Origin of the sequence: Natronomonas gomsonensis, from assembly GCF_024300825.1 — an archaeon.
GTDB classification, from domain to species: domain Archaea; phylum Halobacteriota; class Halobacteria; order Halobacteriales; family Haloarculaceae; genus Natronomonas; species Natronomonas gomsonensis.
This window is the reverse complement of the sequence record NZ_CP101323.1, coordinates 2,275,914-2,296,457: the sequence shown is the minus strand read 5'-3', so window position 1 is coordinate 2,296,457 and position 20,544 is coordinate 2,275,914. Positions and strand designations below refer to the sequence as shown.

Genomic DNA, 20,544 nt, shown 5'->3' with positions numbered 1-20,544 from the left:
TGTCACTATAGTCTCGATTCCCTCTATCGGGTGGTCGTGAGACGTAGCGGATGCTCCCAACAGTGGTTCAGGTGAACTTCCGCACCGTCATATCCAGCGTATCGAGGTCGAGAATCGGCGCGAACCCGGCGTCGGGGTCGATGTTGACGCTCTTCTGGAAGTCGGTCTGGGCCTGCCAACAGCCGGAGTTCACCGCCAGCACGTTCCGGTACTTCCCCCACCCGAGTTTGTGGACGTGGCCGGTGTGGAACACGTCTGGCACCTCGTCCATGACGAGGTAGTCCTTCTCCTCGGGAGCCAGTCGGGTGTGACCGCCGAACTGCGGGGCGACGTGGCGTTTCTTCAGCAGTTGGTACATCGCCTTGTGCGGTTCGTCGTAGTTGGCCTTCTCCTCGGGGAGTTCGGCGATGACCTCGTCTAAGGAGACGCCGTGATACATCAACACCGAGACACCCTCGACGGAGACCATCGCCGGGTTCGAGACGATGCGGGCGTCGTGGGCCGTCATGATGTCGCGCAACTCCTCGTCGAAGCCGGGTTGCGGCTCCGCGAGCCGGACCGCGTCGTGGTTGCCGGGTATCATGACGATTTCCATGTCGCCGGGAACTTCCTTGAGGTGCTCCGAGAACGCCTCGTACTGGTCGAAGATGTCGACGATGTCGAGTTCGTCGTCTTGGTCGGGGTAGACGCCGACGCCCTCGACCATATCACCGGCCAACAGCAGATACTCGATGTTCTCTGCCTCCTCGGTGTGGAGCCACGAGGTGAACCGCTGCCAGGCGTCGACCATGAACTCCTCGCTGCCGACGTGGACGTCGCTGATGAGCGCGGCCTGAACGTGGCGGTCCGCCGTCGATGGCTTGTACGTCCGGGGGACGTCCGGGAAGTGGAGGCTGTCGACGAACATGATGCTCCCGTCGTCAGAGAGCGTCCCGTCGACGGCGATGACCTCGTCGAACAGCAACTCCTCGACGAGGGCGGCGATGTCCTTGTCCTTCATCACGAGACAGGGGAACACGCCCGTCGTGTCCTCTAACTCGATAATCCAGTGGCCGTTTGCGGTCGAGCGGACGTCCGAGACCATCCCGACCATGCCGGCGTCGCCACCGCCGGGGCTTGCCTGCAGCGCCGTCGCGTTGCGGTGGTTGACCCGACCCTTCAGTTTCCCCGAAAGCCGGTCGTAGCGGTCCCGAAACGTCGCCACGAAGTCCTCGTACTCGCCGGTTCCGGTCGAGTGGCCGGTCATGTCGTTGCCGATTTCCAGCGAGCGCAGCGAAGGGTCGGTGTCTCGCCCGCTCGAAGACCCCTTCGTTTCAACTGGAGACGCACCTCCCGAACCGCTCGATTCGGACTGGCGAGTTCCAGTTGAAACAGAGGGGTCTTCCGCCGACCGCTCAGTTCCCGTTTTCGGCGTCGGCGACGCTTCGGAAGTCGCTGCGGTCCCCGATGTGGCCGCTTCACCCGGGTCGGTCGCTGTGGTGTCCGTCACGCCGTCGGCCGCCGTCGATTCGGCCGCCGTGTTCCCGTCGCTTCCCGAAATCGGGTCTCGGCGGGCGCGTGGCGTGCCGTCGAGGGCGTCACGAACGTCGGCCGCCGAGAGTTTCAGCGCGTTGTCGGGCGTAGCCTCGACAGCCACCAACAGCGCCTCCGCGGGGTTCTCCGCGCGGGCGAGCAGCGTAATCGCCTCGCGGTCGGCGGTGTAGCCGTGGCTGGCGAGTTCGGTGGCGAGACGCGCCGGTTCCTCGTTTGGCACAGACGGAGGTTGCTGTCGGCGGGCAAAAGCGTAGCGGACCCAGAACGTTCAAACGGACCGGGCCGCTACGGGGTTGCAATGACCGACCGAGAGGACGGTTCCGGTCCGCCGAACGAACCGTCCGACGCCGGCGACGCCCCGAGGGAGGAACGACCATCCGGCGTGGTCGGCTGGTTCAAGTGGTTCTGGACGACAGACAAGGAGGTCGTTCTGTACATGCGGGACGTGGTGACGAGCGTCGCGGCCGTGCTGGCCATCGGCCTGATTCTCTTCGCCATCAGCGGCATCTGGCCACCGATGGTCGCCATCGAATCGGGCAGCATGGTTCCCAACATGGAGAAAGGCGACCTCGTGTTCATCGTCGACAACGAGCGGTTCGTCCCCGAGGAAGCGCCCGTCCACGAGGGGAAGTCGACGGGGGTGATTCCGGCCGAGACCGCACGCGAGGTGGGACACACCGAGTTCAACGGATACGGCGACGTAATCGTGTTCATGCCGAACGGCGACCCGACGGAGACGCCGGTGATACACCGGTCGATGCTGTGGGTCGAAGCCGGCGAGAACTGGGTCCAACGGACTGACCCACAGGTCAGCGGCTCCGTCAGCTGCAATCAGGTCCGGACCTGTCCGGCCCCACACGCCGGATTCGTCACGCTGGGCGATGCCAACCCCAACTACGACCAGATAATGGGCGTCTCGACGGTCGTCAAACCCGAGTGGATAATCGGCACGGCCGAGGTCCGCATCCCGTATCTCGGTTATGTCCGTCTGCAGTTCTCGGGGATGACCGCGCCAGCGGACACCGCCGTTGCGGCGTCGAATCCGCCCACGCCACCGGAACCGACGGCCCCGCCGGCACGACCGGCCGGCGGCGGCCAACCGACCGCGGCGTAGCCCGTCGCTGACGAATCGGTTCGTTGCCGCCGAATCAGTTCGTCGCCTGCTGAATCCAGTCTTCTGCGCGTGCAGTCCCGACTTCCGCGGCCTCGGCGACGGCCTCGGCGTCGGCCTCGGCGAGTTCGGCGATGGTTCGGATGCCGGCCTCTCGCAGTCGCTCGGCGTACGTCGGGCCGATTCCTTCGAGCTCTTCGAGGTCCGAACCCTCGGTACCGGCGGGGTCGACCGCTTCGGCCTCGATTTCCTCGTCGGCCTCCTCGGCGACGGCCTCCTCGATGGCACCTGCTTCGGCTTCGACTGCCTCCTCGTCGGTTTCGACGTCCACGTCGATTTCCTCGATGCCGATTTGGTCGGTCGCCTCCTCGACGGCCGTCTCGACCTCATCGAGGTGTTCGGGGTCGTCGGTGGACTTCTCGATGTACCACTCGGCGACGCGGGGCCAGACGTCGCGGTGACTCGACCCCGACACCGCGAGTCCGATGTGACCGGTCGGATACTCGATGACCTCGGTGTCCGTGCTGCCGACGACCTCGTTGAACGGCTTGCTCGACTCCGAGGGGATGAGGTGGTCGTACTCGCCGGTTATCTGGAGGATGGGAACGTCGATGTCGGTGATGTCGACGTGTGTCCCGTTCAGGTACAGTTCGTTGTTGTACAGTTTGTTCTCCTGGTAGATGTCCTCGAGGAACTGGATGTACGCCTCGCCGGCGAGGTCGATGCCCTCGCCGAGCCACCGCTCCATCCGGGCGAAGTTCTCGACGAAGTCGTCGTTCTCGATGTTGTCGTACAGTCGGACGTACTTCGAGACGTAGTTGGCGACGGGGTCCATCAGCGCGAAGCCGACGTCGAGCATCTCCGCGGGGACGTTGCCGAAGACGTCGACGACATCACGTGGGTCGTAGTACTCGTCGTCGCCCCACAACTCGAGGACGCCGCCGGTGTCGTCGAAGCAGAGCCCGGCGGCCATCAGCCCCAGCGTCCGGACTTTCTCCCCGTGGAGGGCGGTGTACATCGCGGTCATCGTCCCGCCCATGCAGTAGCCGAGGATGTTGATGCTGTCCTGTCCGGAGCGCTCTCTGACCACGTCGACGCAGTTGTCGATGTAGCGGTTGACGTAGTCGTCCAGCGTGAGGTGCTGGTCGAGTTTCGAGGGCTCGTTCCAGTCGACGAGGTACACGTCGTGGCCCGCCTCCAGCAGTCGCCGGACGACGCTGCGGTCGGGCTGTAAATCGAGGATGAACGGCTTGTTGATGAGCGCGTAGACGATGAGGATGGGCGTCTTGTGTTGCTCGTCGGTCATCGACTCGTAGTGGAGCAACTCCAGTTTGTTCTCCGTGTAGACGACCTCACTCGGCGTCTGCCCCACGTCGACGTCCTCGATTTTCTCCATCTGGTCGGCCGCGACGGTCGATTTCTCGGCGGCCTCGACGGCCGAATCCAAGAACTCCCGTTGGGCGTTCAACGCAAAGGAGAAGGGGTCGTTCGAGCTCATTCGAGTGCCTCGATGACGCGGTCGAGTTTCTTTTCGACGCGGTGCTGTCGGCGTTCGAGTTCGACGAGTCGTTCGCCGACCTCCTCGATGTCCGAGCCGGTCGGCATGCCGAGTTGTTCGAGGGTATCCTCGCTAATCTCGTCGGTCTGCTCTTGGAGGTCCATCATCGCGCTGACGAGTTGGCCGTTGGCGGCGGCGTACGCCGACGTGCTCATCACTTGCTTGAACGCCTCGTTGGCGCTCTGCAGCCAGATGTCGCGGAACTCCGACATCGCGACGTCTTCGCCCTCGGCGGCGTCATTCGTCCGCTCAAACATCTGTTCGGCGGCGTCGAGCCACACCTCGTAGGCGTCGTTGTACCCCTCCATCGCCTCGGCCATCTCCCCCTGTTCGGGCATCGACTCCTCCATCGCGTCGCTCCACGATTCCATGAACGCCGAGGAGGCCTTCATGTTCTGCTCCATCGACTCCGCGACGGCGTCGTTCATGTTCTCGACGAGCTTCGTCCACTGCTGGTTCGGGTTCTCGCTACTGTCGCTCATAGCTCGATATACGAAGGCTACCGGTAAAAGACGGTCGCTTGAAATGCCTAGCTACTCGTCGTCGTCGCGGTTCCGCTTGACTGGGACGACGACTGTCTGGACGATGTCGCCCTCTTCGATATCGAGGGCTTCCCGTTCGGCGTCGGGAATCGAGATACGGCCGCCGCTCTGGACGCGGGTCTTGAACGTCCCCATCTGGGTCATCTTTCCGAGCTGCTCGGAGATGTCGCCGAGGTCGGGGGAGTCGGCGCCGCCGGCCGCACCGGGAGCAGCACCGGCCCGCGAGAGCAGTTGCTGGAGCGCTTCCTGCTGCTGTTTGGTGGCTTGCTCGGAGACCTCCTGAACCGCCTTCAGAAGGTTCGGTCCCCAGGTGACGGAGTTGTTGTCGTCGGACATCGGATACCCGACGCTACGGGTTTCTACCCGATAAATATTCCGAGAATTACCACTCGTAGTCAATCAGTACCATTTGTTGTCATTCACGGCCGATATGGTCAGTACCCTTTAGTACGACAATCCCCTAGAGGCCATAAGATGAGCAACAGCTCGTATCCGACGCTGTTCGACGTGTGGACCGAGACGTCTTCGAGGATGTTCGACAGCGTCATGGAGGCCAACCGGGCCGCGATGGATGCCTTCGCCGCTCCCGGCACCGACGGCGACCACGCCGAGAGTGCGACCGAACGTCGCGTCGAACCCGCGGGTGACCTCCCCGGCTGGGAGACACAACTCGATGTCGACGGTCAACTCTCCGTCGGGGACGCTGTCCGCTTCAGCAAGACCCTCTCGGAGGAGGACGTAGAGCGCTTCGCCCTCGCATCGGGCGACACGAACCCCCTCCACCTCGACGAGGAGTGGGCTGAAGACACCCGCTTCAGCGGCCGTATCGTCCACGGAACGCTCGCGGCGGGACTCATCAGCGCTGCACTCGCCCGTCTGCCGGGCGGCGTCGTCTACCTCTCACAGGACCTCGAATTCCGCGCGCCCGTTCGCATCGACGACCGCGTCACCGCCGAGGTCGAAATCGTCGAGGACCTCGGCGGCGGTCGTTACCGACTCCGCACCACCGTCGAAACCGACACTGACCTCGTCATCGACGGCGAAGCCGTCGTCCTCATCGAAGATTAGAGGAACGCACGGACCGTCTCGTTGAACCGCTCGGGGGCTTCCCGAGAGGGCCAGTGACCGCAGTTCTCCATCAACTCAAGCGACGCGCCGGTCCGCTCGGCCGCCCGTTCGGACCACGACGCCGGCAACAGGGGGTCCTCGGTGCCGTGAACCAACAGCGTCTCGGCGGTCAGTTCGTCGAGTCGGTCGAGATAACAGGTCTCCAACCCACCGTAGCGGAACTCGCTGCGCTGCCAACTCGAGACGGTTCGGCCGACAGCGGCGTCCTGTACCGCCCGATACACGTCCTCGACGTGGCTGTCGGTGGGTGAGCCGTCGGTCAACGTTTCCAGGTGACTCCGAACCGTCGCTCGATTGGATCCGATGGTCGCCCACCACCCGGAGTATGCACCGGGAACGCCCAACATCGCCGTCGCTGCCGGCCGCCACGGGGCATCCGTTCCCAGCCCGTAGCTGTCGACCAACACGAGCCGCTCGACTGGGTTGTCGAGGGCGTGACCCAGCGCGAGACAGCCGCCCATCGAGATGCCGACAAGCGGTGCTGTCTCCAATCCGAGCTTCTCGAGGAACGATTCGAGCACGCTCCGGAAGTAACCGGTCGTATAGCGGACGCTCGGCCGGCCGCTCTCGGCGTGGCCGGGCAAGTCGGGGGCGTACACCGTCCGCTCGGCCGCCAACTCGGGAATCAGGTGGCGCCAGGAAACCGTCGCCGAATCCAGACCGATGCCGTGGAGCAACACCACGGGCGGGCCCGTCCCGGAGACCAGATACCGCATGTCCGTCTCGTCGCGTCCGCCGCGTCCGTCGGTCGTCTCGACCCGGACCCGTCGTGAGGCGACGCTCGTCGACTCCATACCTATCCTGTCGCCCCCAAACGCATACCGTTGTCCATCGCGGCACTTCGTGGATAGAACGCTTATAACTGACAGTAAGACGGTCTTACCGCTCGACGACGAGCAGCGCGACCCGTTCGAGGACCAGCGCTTCCAGTCCGGCGTCGGTCGCGTCCAACTCGGCCGCGCCGATGTCGTAGAACTCCCGCACGCGGTCTTCTTCGTAGCGTCCGAGCGTCTCCGCCGGGTCGACGAAGGAGGCCACCGCGTCAGCGGCCGCCGCTTCCGCATCGGCGTCGCCGGATTCGTCGTCCACGAGGACGACGACTGGCGTCTCACCCTCGCCGATGCCGAGTTCCAGCGCCCGGTTAATCTGGCGGCGGCCGGCCGCATACAGCAGTATCTCGACGCTCCTGTCGCGGGCGATGGCTTCGCCGCGGTCGCGCTCGCGGTCGGCCAACTCGACGGCCCGTTCGAGGTGTCGTCGGGAGACGACGTACCGGGCGTCGAAGGCCTGGACGGTCACGCCGTTGTCATCGGAAACATCGCCAAGCGCATCGACGAACGCCCCGACATCCGAGAACCGCTCGGTGCCGACTTCGACGACCCCTTCGATTACCTCCATCAGAAATCACCGAGGCTCGACTGCCCCTCGCCGTCGTCGTTCCCTGCGGCATCGGTCGGTTCCGCTTCGGGGCGGGCCTCCTCGTCCGGCCGAACGCCGTCCATCGACGGCGACTGATGGCCCGCCGCTTCGAGGACGTTTTCCGCGGTTTTCTCCCGGCCGCGGAGCGCCCCGAGGACGACCGATTTCTCCGCCTCCCGGAGGTCCGCGCGGGTCTCGATGCCGGCGTCGAACAGACGGCGAGCGCGCTTCCGGCCGACACCGCGGACGCCCGCGAGGTCGATGAGTTCCTCGCCGACGCCGTGTTGGACGCGTTTTCTCGCTTCCCGAACCGCCGGCACCGTCGCGAGGTCGAGTTCGCTCGCCAGCGACTCCGCCGCGCCGAGCAGCCACTCGGCGGTATCGACTTTCCCGCGGATGTCGCCCGGCCCGACGCCGTAGCGCTCGGTTATCTCGTCTTCGTCGACCTCGCCGGCCCAGTCTTCGAGCATCCGGGCCGTCTTCAGCGCCGACAGCCAGTCGTCGAAGCGCTCCTCTTCGAACTCGCTCGGAAGGTTGCCACAGAACTCCGATTCGCGCTCGTAGGCCAACATCGTGTACTCCTCGCGGTCGCCCGAGCGGAGGTACAGTTCGTACATGTCGGGCGTCCGGGAGACGAGGTGGAACAGCCCCAACGCCGTGGGATTCGATGCCGCCTGTAGTCCATCGATGATTTCGGCGGCGCTCATCGGGTCGAGATACAGCCGCGAGACGGTGTGGCCGAGGTTCGTCGCCTGTAGCCGTTCGCCGTCGTCCTCGATGAAGTCGTTCGCTCGCAGGTACTCTAGCGTCGAATCGACGACCCGTTCGAGGTTGTCGGTGCCGTCGCTGCCCTGTCGGTACTGGGTCGCATACAGCGTCTGGTCGAGGAACTCCAAAAGCGCCTCCCGTGAGTCGGCGAACCCGGAGGCGACCGTCGCCAGCAGGTGGGTCCGCATCGACGGCTCGCGGGCCAGTTTCGACTCGACGGCCTCGGGGTCGGCCCACACGTACCGTTCGAACAGTTCGTCGAGTTCGTCGTGGCTGTTCGCGAGCAACAGCGCCTCGCCGTAGGGGTCCCTGCCGGGACGGCCGGCCCGGCCCATCATCTGGTGGACCTCCAGCACCGACAGCGGCTGCATCCCGCCGGCCTCCCCGGAGTAGCGTCGCCAGTCGCGGACCACCACGCGCCGGGAGGGGGTGTTCACGCCCGCCGCCAGCGTCGGCGTCGCCGAAACCACCTTGATGAGTCGCTCGCGGAAGGCGTCCTCGACGAGCGAGCGGTGTTCGCTCGCACAGCCAGCGTGGTGAAACGCCGCGCCCTTCTCGACGCAGTCGGCGAGGTCGTCGCTGGTTTCGGTATCCGAGACGCCGCGTAACTCCTCGGCTATCTCGGCGAGTTGCGCTTTCTCTTCGTCGTCGAGCCACCCCGTCGTCGTGTTCGCCAGCCGTTTGGCGGCGCCCTCGGCGTTCCGTCTGGAGTTGACGAAGACGAGCGTCGACCCCCCATCCGAGAGCGTATCGCGGACGATGGCTTCGGTCGGTTTCTCGGAGGATTTCACCCGGAGTTCCTGTTGGCTGCCGTCGTCGAAATGCAGCGCCTGCCCGTAGTGGACCCCCTTCCGAAGGTCGATGGGTCGCCACTCCGAGTCGACCAACGCGGCGTCGAGCCACTCGGCCATCGCCTCGGCGTTGCCGACCGTCGCCGACAGCGCGACGACCTGCAGGTTCGGGTTCACCCGCCGGAGTTTCGCAAGCGTCACTTCGAGCGTCGGCCCCCGGTTCGGGTCGTCGACGAGATGCACCTCGTCGGCGACGACGCAGTCGAGGTCGCCTATCCACGGCGCGCCGTTCCGGACCAGCGAGTCGACCTTCTCGCTTGTGGCGACGATGATGTCCTTCTCTGCGAGCCACTCGCCGTCGTCCTCGTAGTTCCCCGTCGAGACGCCGATGGAGACGCCGAACTGCTCGAAGGCGGCGAACTCCTCGCGCTTCTCGCTGGCCAGCGCCCGCAACGGCACGATGTACAGTGCCTTTCCGCCGCGGGAGACCGCAGACAGCATCGCCAACTGCGCGATGAGCGTCTTGCCGCTGGCCGTCGGCACGGAGGCGACGAGGCTCTCGCCGTCGGCGACGCCCGCCTCGACGGCCTCGGCCTGTGGCGGATACAGCGATTCGATGCCCTCCTCGCGGAGGTGGTCGGCGAACCACGGCGGCACGCCGGAGACCTCGGAAACGTCCATTACCCCTCGATTGTTCGTCACGGCTTTTAAACCCACTTTTCGTCGCCATCCCGGTGGCCTCCGTTCCCGTCACGCCTTTGATGCCCTCGGCCGAAGCGCAGGTATGAAAATCAGATACGACCGCGACACCTGCATCGGGATGTTCCAGTGTGTCGCCGAGTGGGACGCCTTCGAGAAGGACGAAGACGCGGGGAAAGCCGTACTGGCCGACGCCGAGGAGGTAGAGGCGGACGTCTTCGAGCGGGAAATCCCCGAGGACGCCGAACTCGACGCGAAGTTTGCGGCGCGGGCCTGCCCCGTCGACGCCATCGAGGTGTACGACGACGACGGCGAGCAGATAATCTGACCGAACACGTTCGCCCGAACGGTTCCGGTCCGAACACGTACGCCCGAACCATTAAGGCGGTCGATGAAGTCACTCCACGTGAGGGTGTACCATGACCGCACGTAGCGACCAGCGGGAGTCCGACCGACTGTGTGAGTGGGCGTCGCTCACCGGTGAGCGGCTACCCGAGGAATACGGGCCCTGTGGCCCTGAAGACGACCGTTAGGCGATTTTATCGTACTGTTCGGAGAGTTTTTCGGCGGCCTCGTCCATCAGTTCGGTTTCGTAGTCGTCGAGGTCCCACTCGACGACCTCCTCGATGCCGTTCGAACCGAGTTTGACCGGGACGCCGAAGGCGGTGTCGTCGTAGCCGAACTCGCCGTCCAACGCGAGCGACCCCGGCAGGACCTCGCCGGTGTCGTTGAGGACTGCCTCGACCATGTGAGCGACGCCCGTCGCCGGACCCCACTGGGTCGCGCCTTTCCGCTCGATGACGTCCATCGCCGACTGCTGGAGGTCTTCGAGAATCTCCTCCTTCTCGTCGCCGGAGAACTCGGGGTCCTCGCCGTCGACGCGGACCTTCGAGAAGACGGGCACCTGTGCGTCGCCGTGTTCGCCGAGGATGGTTGCCTCGACGTTCTGGACGGGCGCATCGAAGCGTTCGCTGAGGACGTAGCGGAACCGCGCCGAATCGAGTCGGCCGCCGAAGCCGATGACCTCGTGGCGGTCGCGGTCGCCCGTCTCGTAGAGGTGCCGGTTCAGCAGGTCAACCGGGTTCGACGTCGTAATCGAGACGTAGTCGTCGTTGTACTCGTCGAGCGACGACCCGATGTCCTCCATGATGGGGGCGTTGTCACCCGCGAGGTCGATCCGGGTCTGCCCCGGCTGGCGCGGGATGCCCGCCGTGATGACGACCACGTCCGAACCCGCGGTGTCCTCGTACTCGCCCTGTACGACGGTCGTGTTGGAGTCGTAGGCGATGCCGTGGTTCGTGTCGGCGGCCTGCCCGATGGTGGTCTCCCGCTGGTCCGGGATGTCGACGAAAACCAGTTCGTCCACGATGTCGCGCAGCGCGATGTTGTACCCCGCAGCGGCACCGACGGTCCCTGCCGCTCCGATAACGCTAACCTTTGTCATGCTCGTCTGTATACGGGCGCGGGGGCCGATTAACTCTTGTCTTTCCTGCTAGTTCTCGACAACTCCGCGATGAATCGGCTGCCGTCCCCGTCATCGTCGCGCTGCCATCGAGCCAGCGCCTCGATGAACCGGAATTCGAGGCCGACTGCGACCGCGCCGTCACAACCGACGGTACAGCGCCGCGAGCAGCAGCGGACCGGTCGACGGCAAACCCGCGGACGGTTCGACACGTCTTTGAACCGAACCCTCCGACTTCCGATAGTGACGGACGGACGCCTCCGACGGCTGTGGGCCGACCCCGAGCGGCGCCGCTGGCTGGCCTTCGGCGCGCTCGCGGCGACGTACGCCCTGGTGTCTGTCTATCGGCTCTCGACGGCCGTGTTGGCCGACGAGTTGACGCGAGCGTTCTCGGTGACCGGCACACAACTCGGGACGCTCCACGCGTCGTTCTTCTACGTGTACGCGGCGATGCAGTTGCCAGCGGGGGTTTTCGCCGACCGACTCGGTTCCCGCCGGACGGTGGCCGTCGGGGCGGTCGTGATGAGCCTCGGAGGGTTCGCCTTCGCCTTCGCCGACTCCTACGTCGCGGCCTTCGCCGGCCGGGCACTCATCGGATTCGGCGGTAGCGTCCTGTTCATCGCTATCTTGCGGTTCTGTGCGAACTGGTTCCGCCCATCCGAGTTCGCACGCATGAGCGGGCTGACGCTGGCCGTCGCCGGGTTCGGTGGGGTGTTGGCGACGACGCCGCTCGCGGTCGCGGTCGCGACCGCTGGCTGGCGTGAGACGCTCATCGGCCTCTCCGTGCTCGGTCTCGCGCTCGCGGCCACGGCGTATCTCCTCGCCCGTGACTCGCCATCGGATGCGGGGTTCGAGCCGATGGCCGGCGCCGAAACACCCGGAGCGCCGTCGCTCCGTGCCGTCCTCTCGAACGCCCGGCGCGTCCTCGCAGAGGCCGAAACGTGGCTTTGCGGAATCGTGCTGTTTGCCGGCACGGGCATCAACATCACCGTCTTCGGCCTGTGGGGCATTCCGTATCTCGTCCAGACCTACGGCGTGAGCGTGACGTTCGCCTCGACGTTCACGCTGCTCGGCAGCGCCGGGTTGCTCCTCGGTCCGCCGACCATCGGTGCGGTTTCGGACCGCCTCGGCTCCCGGACTGGACTCGTCGTCGTCGGGATGGGCCTCTACACCGCTTCCTTCGCCGTCCTCTCGGTCACCGGTCGGCCGCCGATGGCCGTCGTCGCCGTCGTCTTCTTCGCCGCGGGGGCGCTCGCGGGCGGTTACGCGCTCACCTACGCAGTCGTCAAGGAACGTCACGACGCCGCCGCCTCCGGTGTCTCGACGGGGACGGTCAACACGATGGCGTTCACCGGAGCGGCCGTCCTCCCGACGCTGATGGGGCTGGCGCTGGACACCTACTGGACCGGCGACACCATCGGCGGCGCCCGCGTCTACTCGGAGTTCGGCTATCGGATGGCGTTCGGGCTGGCGGCCGCCGTTTCGCTCGTCGCGTTCCTCGCGGCACTCGAACTCCACCGCCGCTCCTGACGGGCCGGCTATCGGTACCCCTCGGTCAGGCTCTCGACGTACTTCGCGACCACGTCGACTTCGAGGTGGACGGGGTCGCCGACGGACTTCTCGGCGAGCGTCGTCAACTCGTAGGTCGCCGGGATGATGGCGACGGTGAACTCGTCGTCCCGGAGGTCCGCGACCGTGAGCGAAATCCCGTCGACGGAGATAGAGCCCTTCTCGACGACGTACCGACCGAGGTGTTCGGGCAACGAGAACCCGAACGTCCAGTCATCTCCCAACTGCTCGATTTCGGTCACCTCGCCGACGCCGTCGACGTGGCCCTGGACGAAGTGGCCGTCGAAGCGCCCGTCGGCCGGCAGCGCACGTTCGAGATTGAGCGAATCGCCGACCTCGATTTCGTCTAGATACGTCCGGTCGAGCGTCTCCTCCGAGCAGAACAGCTCGAAGCTCTCGGTGTCGGCGTCTTCGACCGTGAGACACGCCCCGCTGACGGCGACGCTCTGTCCGTGTTCGAGGTCCGCAGGGAACGACGCCGACACGCGGATGCGACGCCCCTCGGGACCGTCCTCGATTGCGACGACTTCGCCCGTCTCCTCGACGATGCCGGTGAACATACCTCCGCTAGGGCTGGCGGGTGTGAAAGCGTCTCGGAATCCGGCCGCGAGGCGGCGGGCTTTTGGGCGTCTCCCGCCTACCGGCCGGTAATGAACCTCCTCGACACCATCGGGCTGTTCGGAACGGTGGCGCTGGCCGCGCCAATCGGCCTCCTCGGTGCCGAGTTCCTCGCTGGCGGCCGGACGGCTCTCGGTGTCGGCTTTCTCGCCGTCGCCGTCGGGCTCGTCGCCGGGATGTACTTCCGACCGAGTCTCTCGGGAACCGTCGCTGACAAACTGCTGGGTCGGGTCCCTGCCGACCCCGAGGAGGACACCGACTGATGGCGTTCGGCATCGTTCGCTCGTTGCAACTCATCGCGACGCTCGTCGTCGCCGGCCCCGTCGCGCTCGTCGGCGTTCTCAACGTCGTCGAGGGCCGATACGTGATTGGAGCGTTCTTCCTCGCGGCCGCCGTCGGTCTCGTGGTCGTCAGCGAGTACGTCTACCTCCGACTCGCGGACCGGACCGTCGGTCGGGTGAAACGGCTGAAAAACATCCGCAGCGGTGAGTGACGCCCTCGACTGAGCGTCAGTCGGCCGTTGCTTCGACGCCGGCTTCCTGTGCGTCCTCGATGAGTTCGGCCAGCGTCATCTCGACCGGCTCGTTGTGCAACAGCACATCGATGGGCAGCGTCGGCGCGCCGTCGACGAGGTTCTCTAGGAGGACAAGACGCTCGCGGGCGCGGGACATCCCGACGTAGAAGACGCGCCGTTCGTTGTCCGTCAGCGTCGGCACCGGGTCCGTCCGTTTGGTGAACTCGGTGACGCCGGGTACGTCCGTGGGGTCCTCGACGGAGGCCGCCATCTGCTCGACGACTTTCTCGGTGAGGTCCGTCGCGACGAAGACGTGGTCGGCCTCACGGCCCTTCGCGGAGTGGATGGTTCCGAGGCGGAGTCGGGTGGGGTCCATTCCGCGGTAGTCACCGTTGAAGTACGCCTTCACCGACCGCTCCTGGAAGTTCGACACCTTGGTGAGCATGTCGGCGGCGGAGGCCGGACCGGGGGCGAAGGGGGCGTGGTCGTCGACGAAGCCGGGGTCGACCGTCATCTCGGTGAGGTCGTCGACGCCAGCCTCCTCTTCGAGTGCGTCGAAGGCCTCGAAGTAGTCGTCGCGGTCGCCGGTGCCGAAGGCACTGTCGGCGAGCATCTCGCCGAGTCGCTGGGCCTGCAGACCGTTGATGGCCTCGCCCGAATCGAGCGATTCGATGGCGTCGACGTAATCGCGCAGGCGGTCGGTCCACATCCGCTGGTCGGTCAACGACGTAAACGGCATGCCATCGTCGATGAACTCGTCCATGAACTGGAACATCTGATAGCGCGCGCGGAACAGCACCATCACGGTGCCCTCGGTGTCCTGTTCGAGGGTGCCGCGGACGTTGCGGACGAGGTCCAGCATCGACGGCGACCGGACGGCCTCGACGGACCCGCCCTGCTTGCGCGGCTTGAGGTCCTTGTCCTGTCGCTTCTCGATGTGGCTAATCTGGGTGTTGACGACGTTGAGAATCTTCGAGGGGAGTCGATAGGAGTTCGGCAAGACGATGTCGTCGTCGACCTCCTCGTCCAACAGGAGGTTGGGGTCGGCGCCCTGCCACGCGTAGACGACTTGGTCGTCGTCACCGGCGATTAACACGCTCTCCATGTGCGGTTTCCACTCCTCGTAGACGCCGTACTGCAGCGTCGTGATGTCCTGAAACTCGTCGATGACGAGGTGCTCGACGTTCGGCAACAGCGAGCGCTGCTGGACGCGTTCGAGCATGTCGGCGAAGCCGACGACGCCCTCCTCGCCCTTGTAGGCGCGCCATCCCCGGATGGCCTCGGGAATGTCGATGCGGTCGTCGGAAGAGGGCCACGTCGGGGTGTACTTGTTGCCCGTCTGGGCGTTGTCGTCGACCTCCGGCGGGAGGCGGACCTCCTCCTCGTCCCACTGGAACGGGACGTCGTACCAGTCGGCCACGTCGCGTTCGGTTCGCTGGAGCCACTGGGAGGTGGCAATAATCTTGTTGCCGAGCGTCGTCGACCGCGCCGAGCGCCGACGCGAGGACTTGTACTCGTCTTCGAAATCCAGTCCATACTCCTCACAGAACGCTTCTTTGTGCTTCTCGCCGACCACGTCGCCCCGTGAGAGGTTCAGCAGCTCGTACGCCTTCGCGTGCATCGTACAGACGTTCCCCCGCAGGGACTTCGGCGTACAGTCGAGTCGTTCGGCGAGTCGTTCACGGACCTCTTGGGCGGCCGCACGGGTGTAGGAGACGACGAGAATGTCGTTGACCGCGACCCCCTCGTCGAGCATCTCGTCGACGCGGTCCAGCAGGGCCGTGGTCTTCCCACTCCCGGGACCACCGAAGAGTCGAGTCACGTGGGTGGAGTCAGCCATTACCCGTCTAACGCTACGCTCCGGTATAAGCGACGTGGCTTCAGACGAACACGGAAACGGCGAGAAGAGCCGTCAGGGCTGCCAGCCGCAGACGGTACACGAAGCGGCGTCGAGGCCGTGAAGCCCCCCGCAGTCGGGACAGCGTTTCTTGTTATAGTCCTGCTCCCAACTCCGGGCGTCGGTTTCGGTCTCGTGTCCACGGTCCGAGAGGAATTCGTCGAAAAGTTCGTCGTTCGAAGTGGCCATACGGGTTCGGATACGACCACATCAGCAATAAACTCTGTGGTAGTGCCTCTCACGGTTCGTGGTGTCGTGGAACGACCGTTACCGGTCGCTTTTGACCGACAGTGACGTACCCCGGGTATGGCCACCGACGACTCGACCGAGGACCTGCCGTTGGTCCACGTCAGCCGCCCGGGAACCGTCACGGAGAACGCCCCCGCTGTCGTGTTGATTCACGGCCGCGGGACGAACGAACGCGACCTGCTTCCCATTGCCGCACAACTGCCCGAGGAACTGCACGTCCTCAGCGTTCGCGCGCCACAGGAGATGGGCGGGCCGAACAGTTTCACCTGGTACGACCTCGACCTCTCCGGCGGTGGTCTCCACTCGAGTCAACCCGATCCCGAGGGGTTCCGTCGCAGTCTCGACGTAGTCCACGAGTTCGTCGAGTCGGCCGTCGACACCTACGACATCGACCCCGACCGGGTCGGCTTACTCGGCTTCAGTCAGGGCGCCATCACCAGCATCTCGGCGCTGCTCGAACGGCCCGAATCCTATCGGTGGGTCGTCGCGCTGAACGGCTATCTCGCCGACTCCCACGCCGAGGAGGTCGACAGCGCCGACGGCAAGCCGGTGTTCGTCGGCTGTGGCGCGATGGACCAAGTGATTCCGCCCGAGCGCGCCGAGCACGCCGCCGAACTGCTCGCGGAGGGCGGTGCCGACGTACGCTTCGAACAGTACGGCGTCGGCCACGGGACGACGCCACAGGAAATCAGCGACGTGGTCGAGTGGCTGGAAGAGCGGTACTAAAACGGAAAAACGGCGAAAAATTCAGGCGCCGGCTTTGCCGAGGGCGCTCTCGATGTCGTCACGCTGGGTGACGCCGACGAACCGCTCGACGATGCCGTCGTCGTTCTCGACGATGAGCGTCGGCAGCGAGCGCACTTGGTACTCGTTTGCCACGTCCTGCTCTTCGTCGACGTTGACCTTCTCGAAGGCCACGTCAGGGTAGTCCTCTTCGAGTTCGTCGAGAATCGGGTCCTGTGTTTTGCACGGGCCGCACCAGTCCGCGTAGAAGTCCTTGAGGGTGACGGGCATGACTATCGGACGTATTTCAGCCGCGCGCATAAGGGTTTCCCAACCGGCCCTCAGTGGGGCGACGCTGGGCCGAAACGCTTAGGGTCGCCGCCCCGAACTGACGGGTATGAGCAGCGGCCAGAACTCCGGCGGGCTGATGTCCAGTGCCGGACTCGTCCGGTACTTCGATAGCGAGGATTCCAGTACGCCCACGATGGACCCCCGAACGGTCGTCGCCTTCGGCGTCCTGTTGGGCGTCCTCGTGTTGATGTTGAACGCACTCGCCTAACTACCACTTTTTGCACGCTCGGCGCTGCGCGCCTCGCGGCAAAAACTTGGGGAAAAATAGCGAGGCGGCGAAGCCGCCTCGGACTGTTGAACGGCGCCTTTGGCGCCGTGAAACATAGCGACTCGTTCCCTATGGTCACTCGTCACTACCCGCGCTCCCTTCGGTCGCGCGGGAGAACCGCCTCGGGGGCGTTCGAAGAACGCCCCGCTCGGCGGATGCTGCCACAAATTCTTGCGTAGGTTGCTGTAGGAGAATTTTGCGTGGGTTAATTTGATAAAATAGTGGTTGAGTGTCCGCGAGCGTTTGAGGCGGGAGCGGTTTGCTGAAAAGAGCGCGAAGCGCTCTTTTCGCATAACGAAAGGCCTGTGGCGTCTTTCGAACCACACCGCGCGAGCGGAGCGAGCGCGGGACCGAGACTCGACCGAAGGGAGAGTCGAAGTGTCTTTTTATGAAAGTTTTTGCCGGCGAGCCTCTGGCTCGCCGTGCAAAAAGTTTCTATTCGAACAAGCCTGAGTAGTTGGTGTGTCAGAGTCGGCCGGCTACGAGCGGTTCTTCCCCTACGACGAGCCGTACGACCATCAGGATGACGCGATGGGTCGCATACGCGAGGCGCTCGTCGAACAGCGCGACGTGCTGTTCGAGGGCGCCTGCGGGACGGGCAAGACGCTCGCCTCGCTCGTGCCCGCCCTCGAATACGGCCGCGCCGCGGGGAAGACGGTCGTCATCACGACGAACGTCCACCAACAGACCCGGCAGTTCATCGAGGAGGCCCGCGCCATCAACGCCCAGGAGCCGATTCGCTCGGTCGTCTTCCGCGGGAAGGCGTCGATGTGCCACATCGACGTGGGCTACGAGGAGTGTCAGGCCCTGCGGGATACGACCCGGGAGTTGGTCGACAAACAGCAGGATATCGCGGAGCTAGAACAGCGTGAGAGCGAACTGCTCGATGCGAGCAAGGACGGCAACGGCGAGGCCGCAGAGGCCCGCGGTGCCGTGATGGAGGAACTCGACGACCTGGAGACGAGCATCGAAGCCCTCCAAGAGGAACGGAACATCTGTGACCGTTACTACAACAACCTCACCGGCGACACCGACGAGTTCTATTCGTGGCTCTACGAGGACGTTCGCACGCCCGACGACATCTACGAGTACGCCCACGAGGCGAACCTCTGTGGGTACGAACTCCTGAAAGACGGGATGGAGGGCGTCGATTTGGTCGTCTGCAACTACCACCACTTGCTCGATTCGATGATTCGCGAGCAGTTCTTCCGGTGGTTGGGTCGGGACCCCGAGGACATCATCGTCGTCTTCGACGAGGCCCACAACGTCGCCGATGCGGCGCGTGACCACGCCACGCGGACGCTCGCCGAGCGAACGCTCGATGGCGCACTGGACGAACTCGACGAGTGCGACGACGCCCGCGCCGAATCGGCGGCCAACGTCGTCGGCGCGTTCCGGACGGCGCTGGTCGACACCTACGAGGACTCCTTCGGCTTCGGGGAACGCGAGGCCGTCGACGAGGAGTGGGACGACGTCTCTATCGACCGCGAGGAGGGCCGCGACGAACTGTCGGTGGCGTTCCTGCAGGCCTACACCGGACAGGGGTTCGACACCGACCTCGAGGAGGCGCTGGCGCTGGGCGAGGAGTTGGACCGACGCTACGAGCAGGCCTACAAGGACGGTGAGACGACGACCAGAAAGGAGTGTCCGACCCTGACCGCCGCGGCGTTCATCGAGGAGTGGATGGAGTCGAGCGTCGCCCCCGGCCAGTATCCCGTGTTGGGCGTTCGCCGGACGGAGACGGGCGTCGTCGGCCGGGCGGAACTGTACACCTGTCTGCCGCGGCAGGTGACCGAACCGCTGTTCGAGGAACTGCATTCGACCATCCTGATGAGTGCGACGCTGCGGCCCTTCGACGTGACCGAGGACGTACTCGGCCTCGAGGAACCGCTGACGATGGCCTACGGCGAGCAGTTCCCGGAGGAGCGCCGCCGCACCTACGCCGTCGAGACGCCGGCGCTGTTCGCGAGCAAACGCGACGACCCAGCGGTTCAGGAGACGGTCGGGGAGACCATCGAGGACGCCGTCCGGTTTACGCCCGGTAACACGCTGGCTTTCTTCCCGAGTTACGCCGAGGCCGAACGCTACTACCACCGGTTTTCGGGCGATTCGACGCCGTATCTCGACGAACCCGGGAAACGGGCCGAAGAACTGCGACAGGAGTTCGTCGCCGACGACGACGCCGTGTTGTTCACTTCCCTGTGGGGGACCCTCGCCGAGGGCGTCAGCTTCGACGACGACGACGCCCGGTCCGTCGTCGTCGTCGGTGTCCCGTATCCACACCTCGACGACCGGATGGAGGCCGTCCAGCGCGCCTACGCTGGCGCCTTCGGGGAGGACGGAGACGACGATGCCGGGTGGCGCTACGCCGTCGAAATCCCGACGGTTCGGAAGACCCGGCAGGCGCTCGGCCGGGTCATCCGGTCGCCGGAGGATTTCGGCGCTCGGGTACTCATCGACGAGCGATACATGGGGTCGAACCACGCCGAGTTGGGCGATTACAGCGTCTACTCGTCGTTCCCGGCGGAGGAGCGCAGCGAACACATCGACATCGCACCGGAGAAACTGAAATTCGCCATGCTGAACTTCTACACCGACATGGACTCGTGGGGAGGTGACCCGCCGACGCCATGAGCGTCGACTGGGAACCACGCGCCGAGAAGCGCCGAACGCGGGACGGCGAGGGGCCCCGCTGGGACCTCCTCCGTGAGGAGACACTGGAGCGAGACGACTACACCTGCCAGCGGTGTGGCTATCGGCAGGCCGACCGCGGCCAACCGGAGCGACGACTGGAGGCCCACGTCGCAGCACACGGCTCGCCGTCGCTGGACGACCTCGACAACGCCGTGACGCTGTGTCGGCCCTGTCACGCGACGCTGCACTCCGACGACCCGGCCTACCGTGAGGTACGGAAGGATGCGCCGATGTTTCCCGTCCCCGAGGCGCCCGACTCGGTGGCGACGATGCGGAGCGACCGCCAGCACGTCTGTCAGCGGTGTCAACACCTCGCCGACTCGGCGATGAACCTCGCGGCGTACCAAGAGGACGGCAGCAACTACGTCCTGTGTAAACCGTGCGCTGGAGCGCTGTTGGCGGCGGGCTACGACCCCGAGAACTTCGAGGTGGCCGGCGAACTTGACGCCGAGTCATTGAAAAGGCGGTCCAGCGATGCGCCGGTGCGGCCGGCGCTGCTCGCCTCCCGTCCGGTTCGGGCGCTGCGGCCGCCGGAGACGGCCTTCGAGCGGTTCGTCTACGACACGCCGCTGCGCTATCTGTTCAACCCAATCGGACTGACGGTCCTGTTCATCGTCCTCGGCGTGTTCGCGTCGTTCTATTTCTTCTGA

General features: G+C 65.3%; 22 protein-coding genes. 10 read left to right on the top strand and 12 right to left on the bottom strand.

Annotated elements, in window-relative coordinates:
- Positions 1-67: 67 nt before the first annotated feature.
- Positions 68-1,753, bottom strand: a complete 1,686-nt coding sequence (locus NMP98_RS12250) for a DNA-directed DNA polymerase II small subunit (protein ID WP_254857979.1) — start codon at positions 1,751-1,753, stop codon at positions 68-70.
- 78 nt (positions 1,754-1,831) lie between these two features.
- Between NMP98_RS12250 and NMP98_RS12245 the strand changes: the two genes are divergently transcribed.
- Entirely contained in the window at positions 1,832-2,647 is an 816-nt protein-coding gene (locus tag NMP98_RS12245; protein WP_254857977.1) for a S26 family signal peptidase, read from the top strand.
- A 34-nt stretch (positions 2,648-2,681) separates the two neighbouring features.
- Here NMP98_RS12245 and NMP98_RS12240 read toward each other — a convergent pair whose 3' ends face one another.
- Genes NMP98_RS12240 through NMP98_RS12230 form a run of 3 tightly spaced genes read right to left on the bottom strand, consistent with a single transcriptional unit; the run spans position 2,682 to position 5,080 of the window.
- Positions 2,682-4,142, bottom strand: coding sequence for a class III poly(R)-hydroxyalkanoic acid synthase subunit PhaC (locus tag NMP98_RS12240; protein WP_254857975.1), 1,461 nt, complete (start codon positions 4,140-4,142; stop codon positions 2,682-2,684).
- On the bottom strand, positions 4,139-4,684 hold the full coding sequence (locus tag NMP98_RS12235) for a poly(R)-hydroxyalkanoic acid synthase subunit PhaE (protein WP_254857973.1): 546 nt from the start codon (positions 4,682-4,684) through the stop codon (positions 4,139-4,141). The genes NMP98_RS12240 and NMP98_RS12235 overlap by 4 nt, the downstream gene beginning before the upstream one ends.
- A 51-nt stretch (positions 4,685-4,735) precedes the next feature.
- Positions 4,736-5,080 (bottom strand): AbrB/MazE/SpoVT family DNA-binding domain-containing protein, encoded by a 345-nt coding sequence (locus tag NMP98_RS12230; RefSeq protein ID WP_254857972.1) that lies wholly within the window; start codon positions 5,078-5,080, stop codon positions 4,736-4,738.
- A gap of 138 nt (positions 5,081-5,218) precedes the next feature.
- Between NMP98_RS12230 and NMP98_RS12225 the strand changes: the two genes are divergently transcribed.
- Positions 5,219-5,812 carry a MaoC family dehydratase gene (locus NMP98_RS12225; RefSeq protein WP_254857970.1) on the top strand — a complete coding sequence of 198 codons (594 nt, stop codon included), beginning with the start codon at positions 5,219-5,221 and terminating at the stop codon, positions 5,810-5,812.
- Here the strand turns inward: NMP98_RS12225 and NMP98_RS12220 are convergent.
- The 3 genes from NMP98_RS12220 to NMP98_RS12210 all read right to left on the bottom strand — a co-directional run bounded on the left by NMP98_RS12220 (position 5,809) and on the right by NMP98_RS12210 (position 9,531).
- Entirely contained in the window at positions 5,809-6,666 is an 858-nt protein-coding gene (locus tag NMP98_RS12220; RefSeq protein ID WP_254857969.1) for an alpha/beta fold hydrolase, read from the bottom strand. The two genes, NMP98_RS12225 and NMP98_RS12220, sit on opposite strands and share 4 nt — an antisense overlap.
- Before the next feature lie 85 nt (positions 6,667-6,751).
- Entirely contained in the window at positions 6,752-7,270 is a 519-nt protein-coding gene (gene cgi121, locus NMP98_RS12215; RefSeq protein WP_254857968.1) for a KEOPS complex subunit Cgi121, read from the bottom strand.
- Positions 7,270-9,531, bottom strand: a complete 2,262-nt coding sequence (locus NMP98_RS12210) for an ATP-dependent DNA helicase (protein WP_254857967.1) — start codon at positions 9,529-9,531, stop codon at positions 7,270-7,272. Before NMP98_RS12210 ends, cgi121 begins: the two co-directional genes overlap by 1 nt.
- A 103-nt stretch (positions 9,532-9,634) precedes the next feature.
- Between NMP98_RS12210 and NMP98_RS12205 the strand changes: the two genes are divergently transcribed.
- The gene (locus NMP98_RS12205) at positions 9,635-9,877 is read left to right on the top strand and encodes a ferredoxin (RefSeq protein WP_254857966.1); all 243 of its coding nucleotides are present in this window, start codon (positions 9,635-9,637) and stop codon (positions 9,875-9,877) included.
- A gap of 201 nt (positions 9,878-10,078) precedes the next feature.
- On the opposite strand, the gene mdh is transcribed toward NMP98_RS12205, so the two are convergent.
- The gene (gene mdh / locus NMP98_RS12200) at positions 10,079-10,993 is read right to left on the bottom strand and encodes a malate dehydrogenase (protein WP_254857965.1); all 915 of its coding nucleotides are present in this window, start codon (positions 10,991-10,993) and stop codon (positions 10,079-10,081) included.
- 261 nt (positions 10,994-11,254) lie between these two features.
- On the opposite strand from mdh, the gene NMP98_RS12195 reads away from it, so the two are divergent.
- Positions 11,255-12,541, top strand: a complete 1,287-nt coding sequence (locus NMP98_RS12195; protein WP_254857964.1) for an MFS transporter — start codon at positions 11,255-11,257, stop codon at positions 12,539-12,541.
- 8 nt (positions 12,542-12,549) lie between these two features.
- Here the strand turns inward: NMP98_RS12195 and NMP98_RS12190 are convergent, their stop codons facing one another.
- Positions 12,550-13,140 carry a riboflavin synthase gene (locus NMP98_RS12190; RefSeq protein ID WP_254857963.1) on the bottom strand — a complete coding sequence of 197 codons (591 nt, stop codon included), beginning with the start codon at positions 13,138-13,140 and terminating at the stop codon, positions 12,550-12,552.
- Between the two features lie 90 nt (positions 13,141-13,230).
- Here NMP98_RS12190 and NMP98_RS12185 point away from each other — a divergent pair, with 90 nt between their 5' ends.
- Both NMP98_RS12185 and NMP98_RS12180 read left to right on the top strand, forming a co-directional pair.
- Positions 13,231-13,461 carry a DUF7533 family protein gene (locus NMP98_RS12185; protein WP_254857962.1) on the top strand — a complete coding sequence of 77 codons (231 nt, stop codon included), beginning with the start codon at positions 13,231-13,233 and terminating at the stop codon, positions 13,459-13,461.
- The gene (locus NMP98_RS12180; RefSeq protein WP_254857961.1) at positions 13,461-13,691 is read left to right on the top strand and encodes a DUF7533 family protein; all 231 of its coding nucleotides are present in this window, start codon (positions 13,461-13,463) and stop codon (positions 13,689-13,691) included. Before NMP98_RS12185 ends, NMP98_RS12180 begins: the two co-directional genes overlap by 1 nt.
- Positions 13,692-13,707: 16 nt before the next feature.
- On the opposite strand, the gene NMP98_RS12175 is transcribed toward NMP98_RS12180, so the two are convergent.
- Positions 13,708-15,552 carry a UvrD-helicase domain-containing protein gene (locus tag NMP98_RS12175; RefSeq protein ID WP_254857960.1) on the bottom strand — a complete coding sequence of 615 codons (1,845 nt, stop codon included), beginning with the start codon at positions 15,550-15,552 and terminating at the stop codon, positions 13,708-13,710.
- A gap of 72 nt (positions 15,553-15,624) precedes the next feature.
- Complete coding sequence (locus NMP98_RS12170) at positions 15,625-15,798, bottom strand: HVO_0416 family zinc finger protein (RefSeq protein WP_254857959.1); 174 nt, start codon at positions 15,796-15,798, stop codon at positions 15,625-15,627.
- Positions 15,799-15,915: 117 nt separating this feature from the next.
- Between NMP98_RS12170 and NMP98_RS12165 the strand changes: the two genes are divergently transcribed.
- Positions 15,916-16,584, top strand: a complete 669-nt coding sequence (locus NMP98_RS12165) for an alpha/beta hydrolase (RefSeq protein WP_254857958.1) — start codon at positions 15,916-15,918, stop codon at positions 16,582-16,584.
- A 21-nt stretch (positions 16,585-16,605) separates the two neighbouring features.
- Here the strand turns inward: NMP98_RS12165 and NMP98_RS12160 are convergent, their stop codons facing one another.
- The gene (locus tag NMP98_RS12160; RefSeq protein ID WP_156709035.1) at positions 16,606-16,872 is read right to left on the bottom strand and encodes a thioredoxin family protein; all 267 of its coding nucleotides are present in this window, start codon (positions 16,870-16,872) and stop codon (positions 16,606-16,608) included.
- 106 nt (positions 16,873-16,978) lie between these two features.
- Here NMP98_RS12160 and NMP98_RS12155 point away from each other — a divergent pair, with 106 nt between their 5' ends.
- The 3 genes from NMP98_RS12155 (at position 16,979) to NMP98_RS12145 (ending at position 20,544) form a co-directional block, all read left to right on the top strand.
- Complete coding sequence (locus tag NMP98_RS12155) at positions 16,979-17,140, top strand: preprotein translocase subunit Sec61beta (protein WP_156709034.1); 162 nt, start codon at positions 16,979-16,981, stop codon at positions 17,138-17,140.
- Between the two features lie 591 nt (positions 17,141-17,731).
- Positions 17,732-19,834, top strand: a complete 2,103-nt coding sequence (locus NMP98_RS12150; protein WP_254861322.1) for an ATP-dependent DNA helicase — start codon at positions 17,732-17,734, stop codon at positions 19,832-19,834.
- Positions 19,831-20,544, top strand: a complete 714-nt coding sequence (locus NMP98_RS12145; RefSeq protein WP_254857957.1) for an HNH endonuclease — start codon at positions 19,831-19,833, stop codon at positions 20,542-20,544. The genes NMP98_RS12150 and NMP98_RS12145 overlap by 4 nt, the downstream gene beginning before the upstream one ends.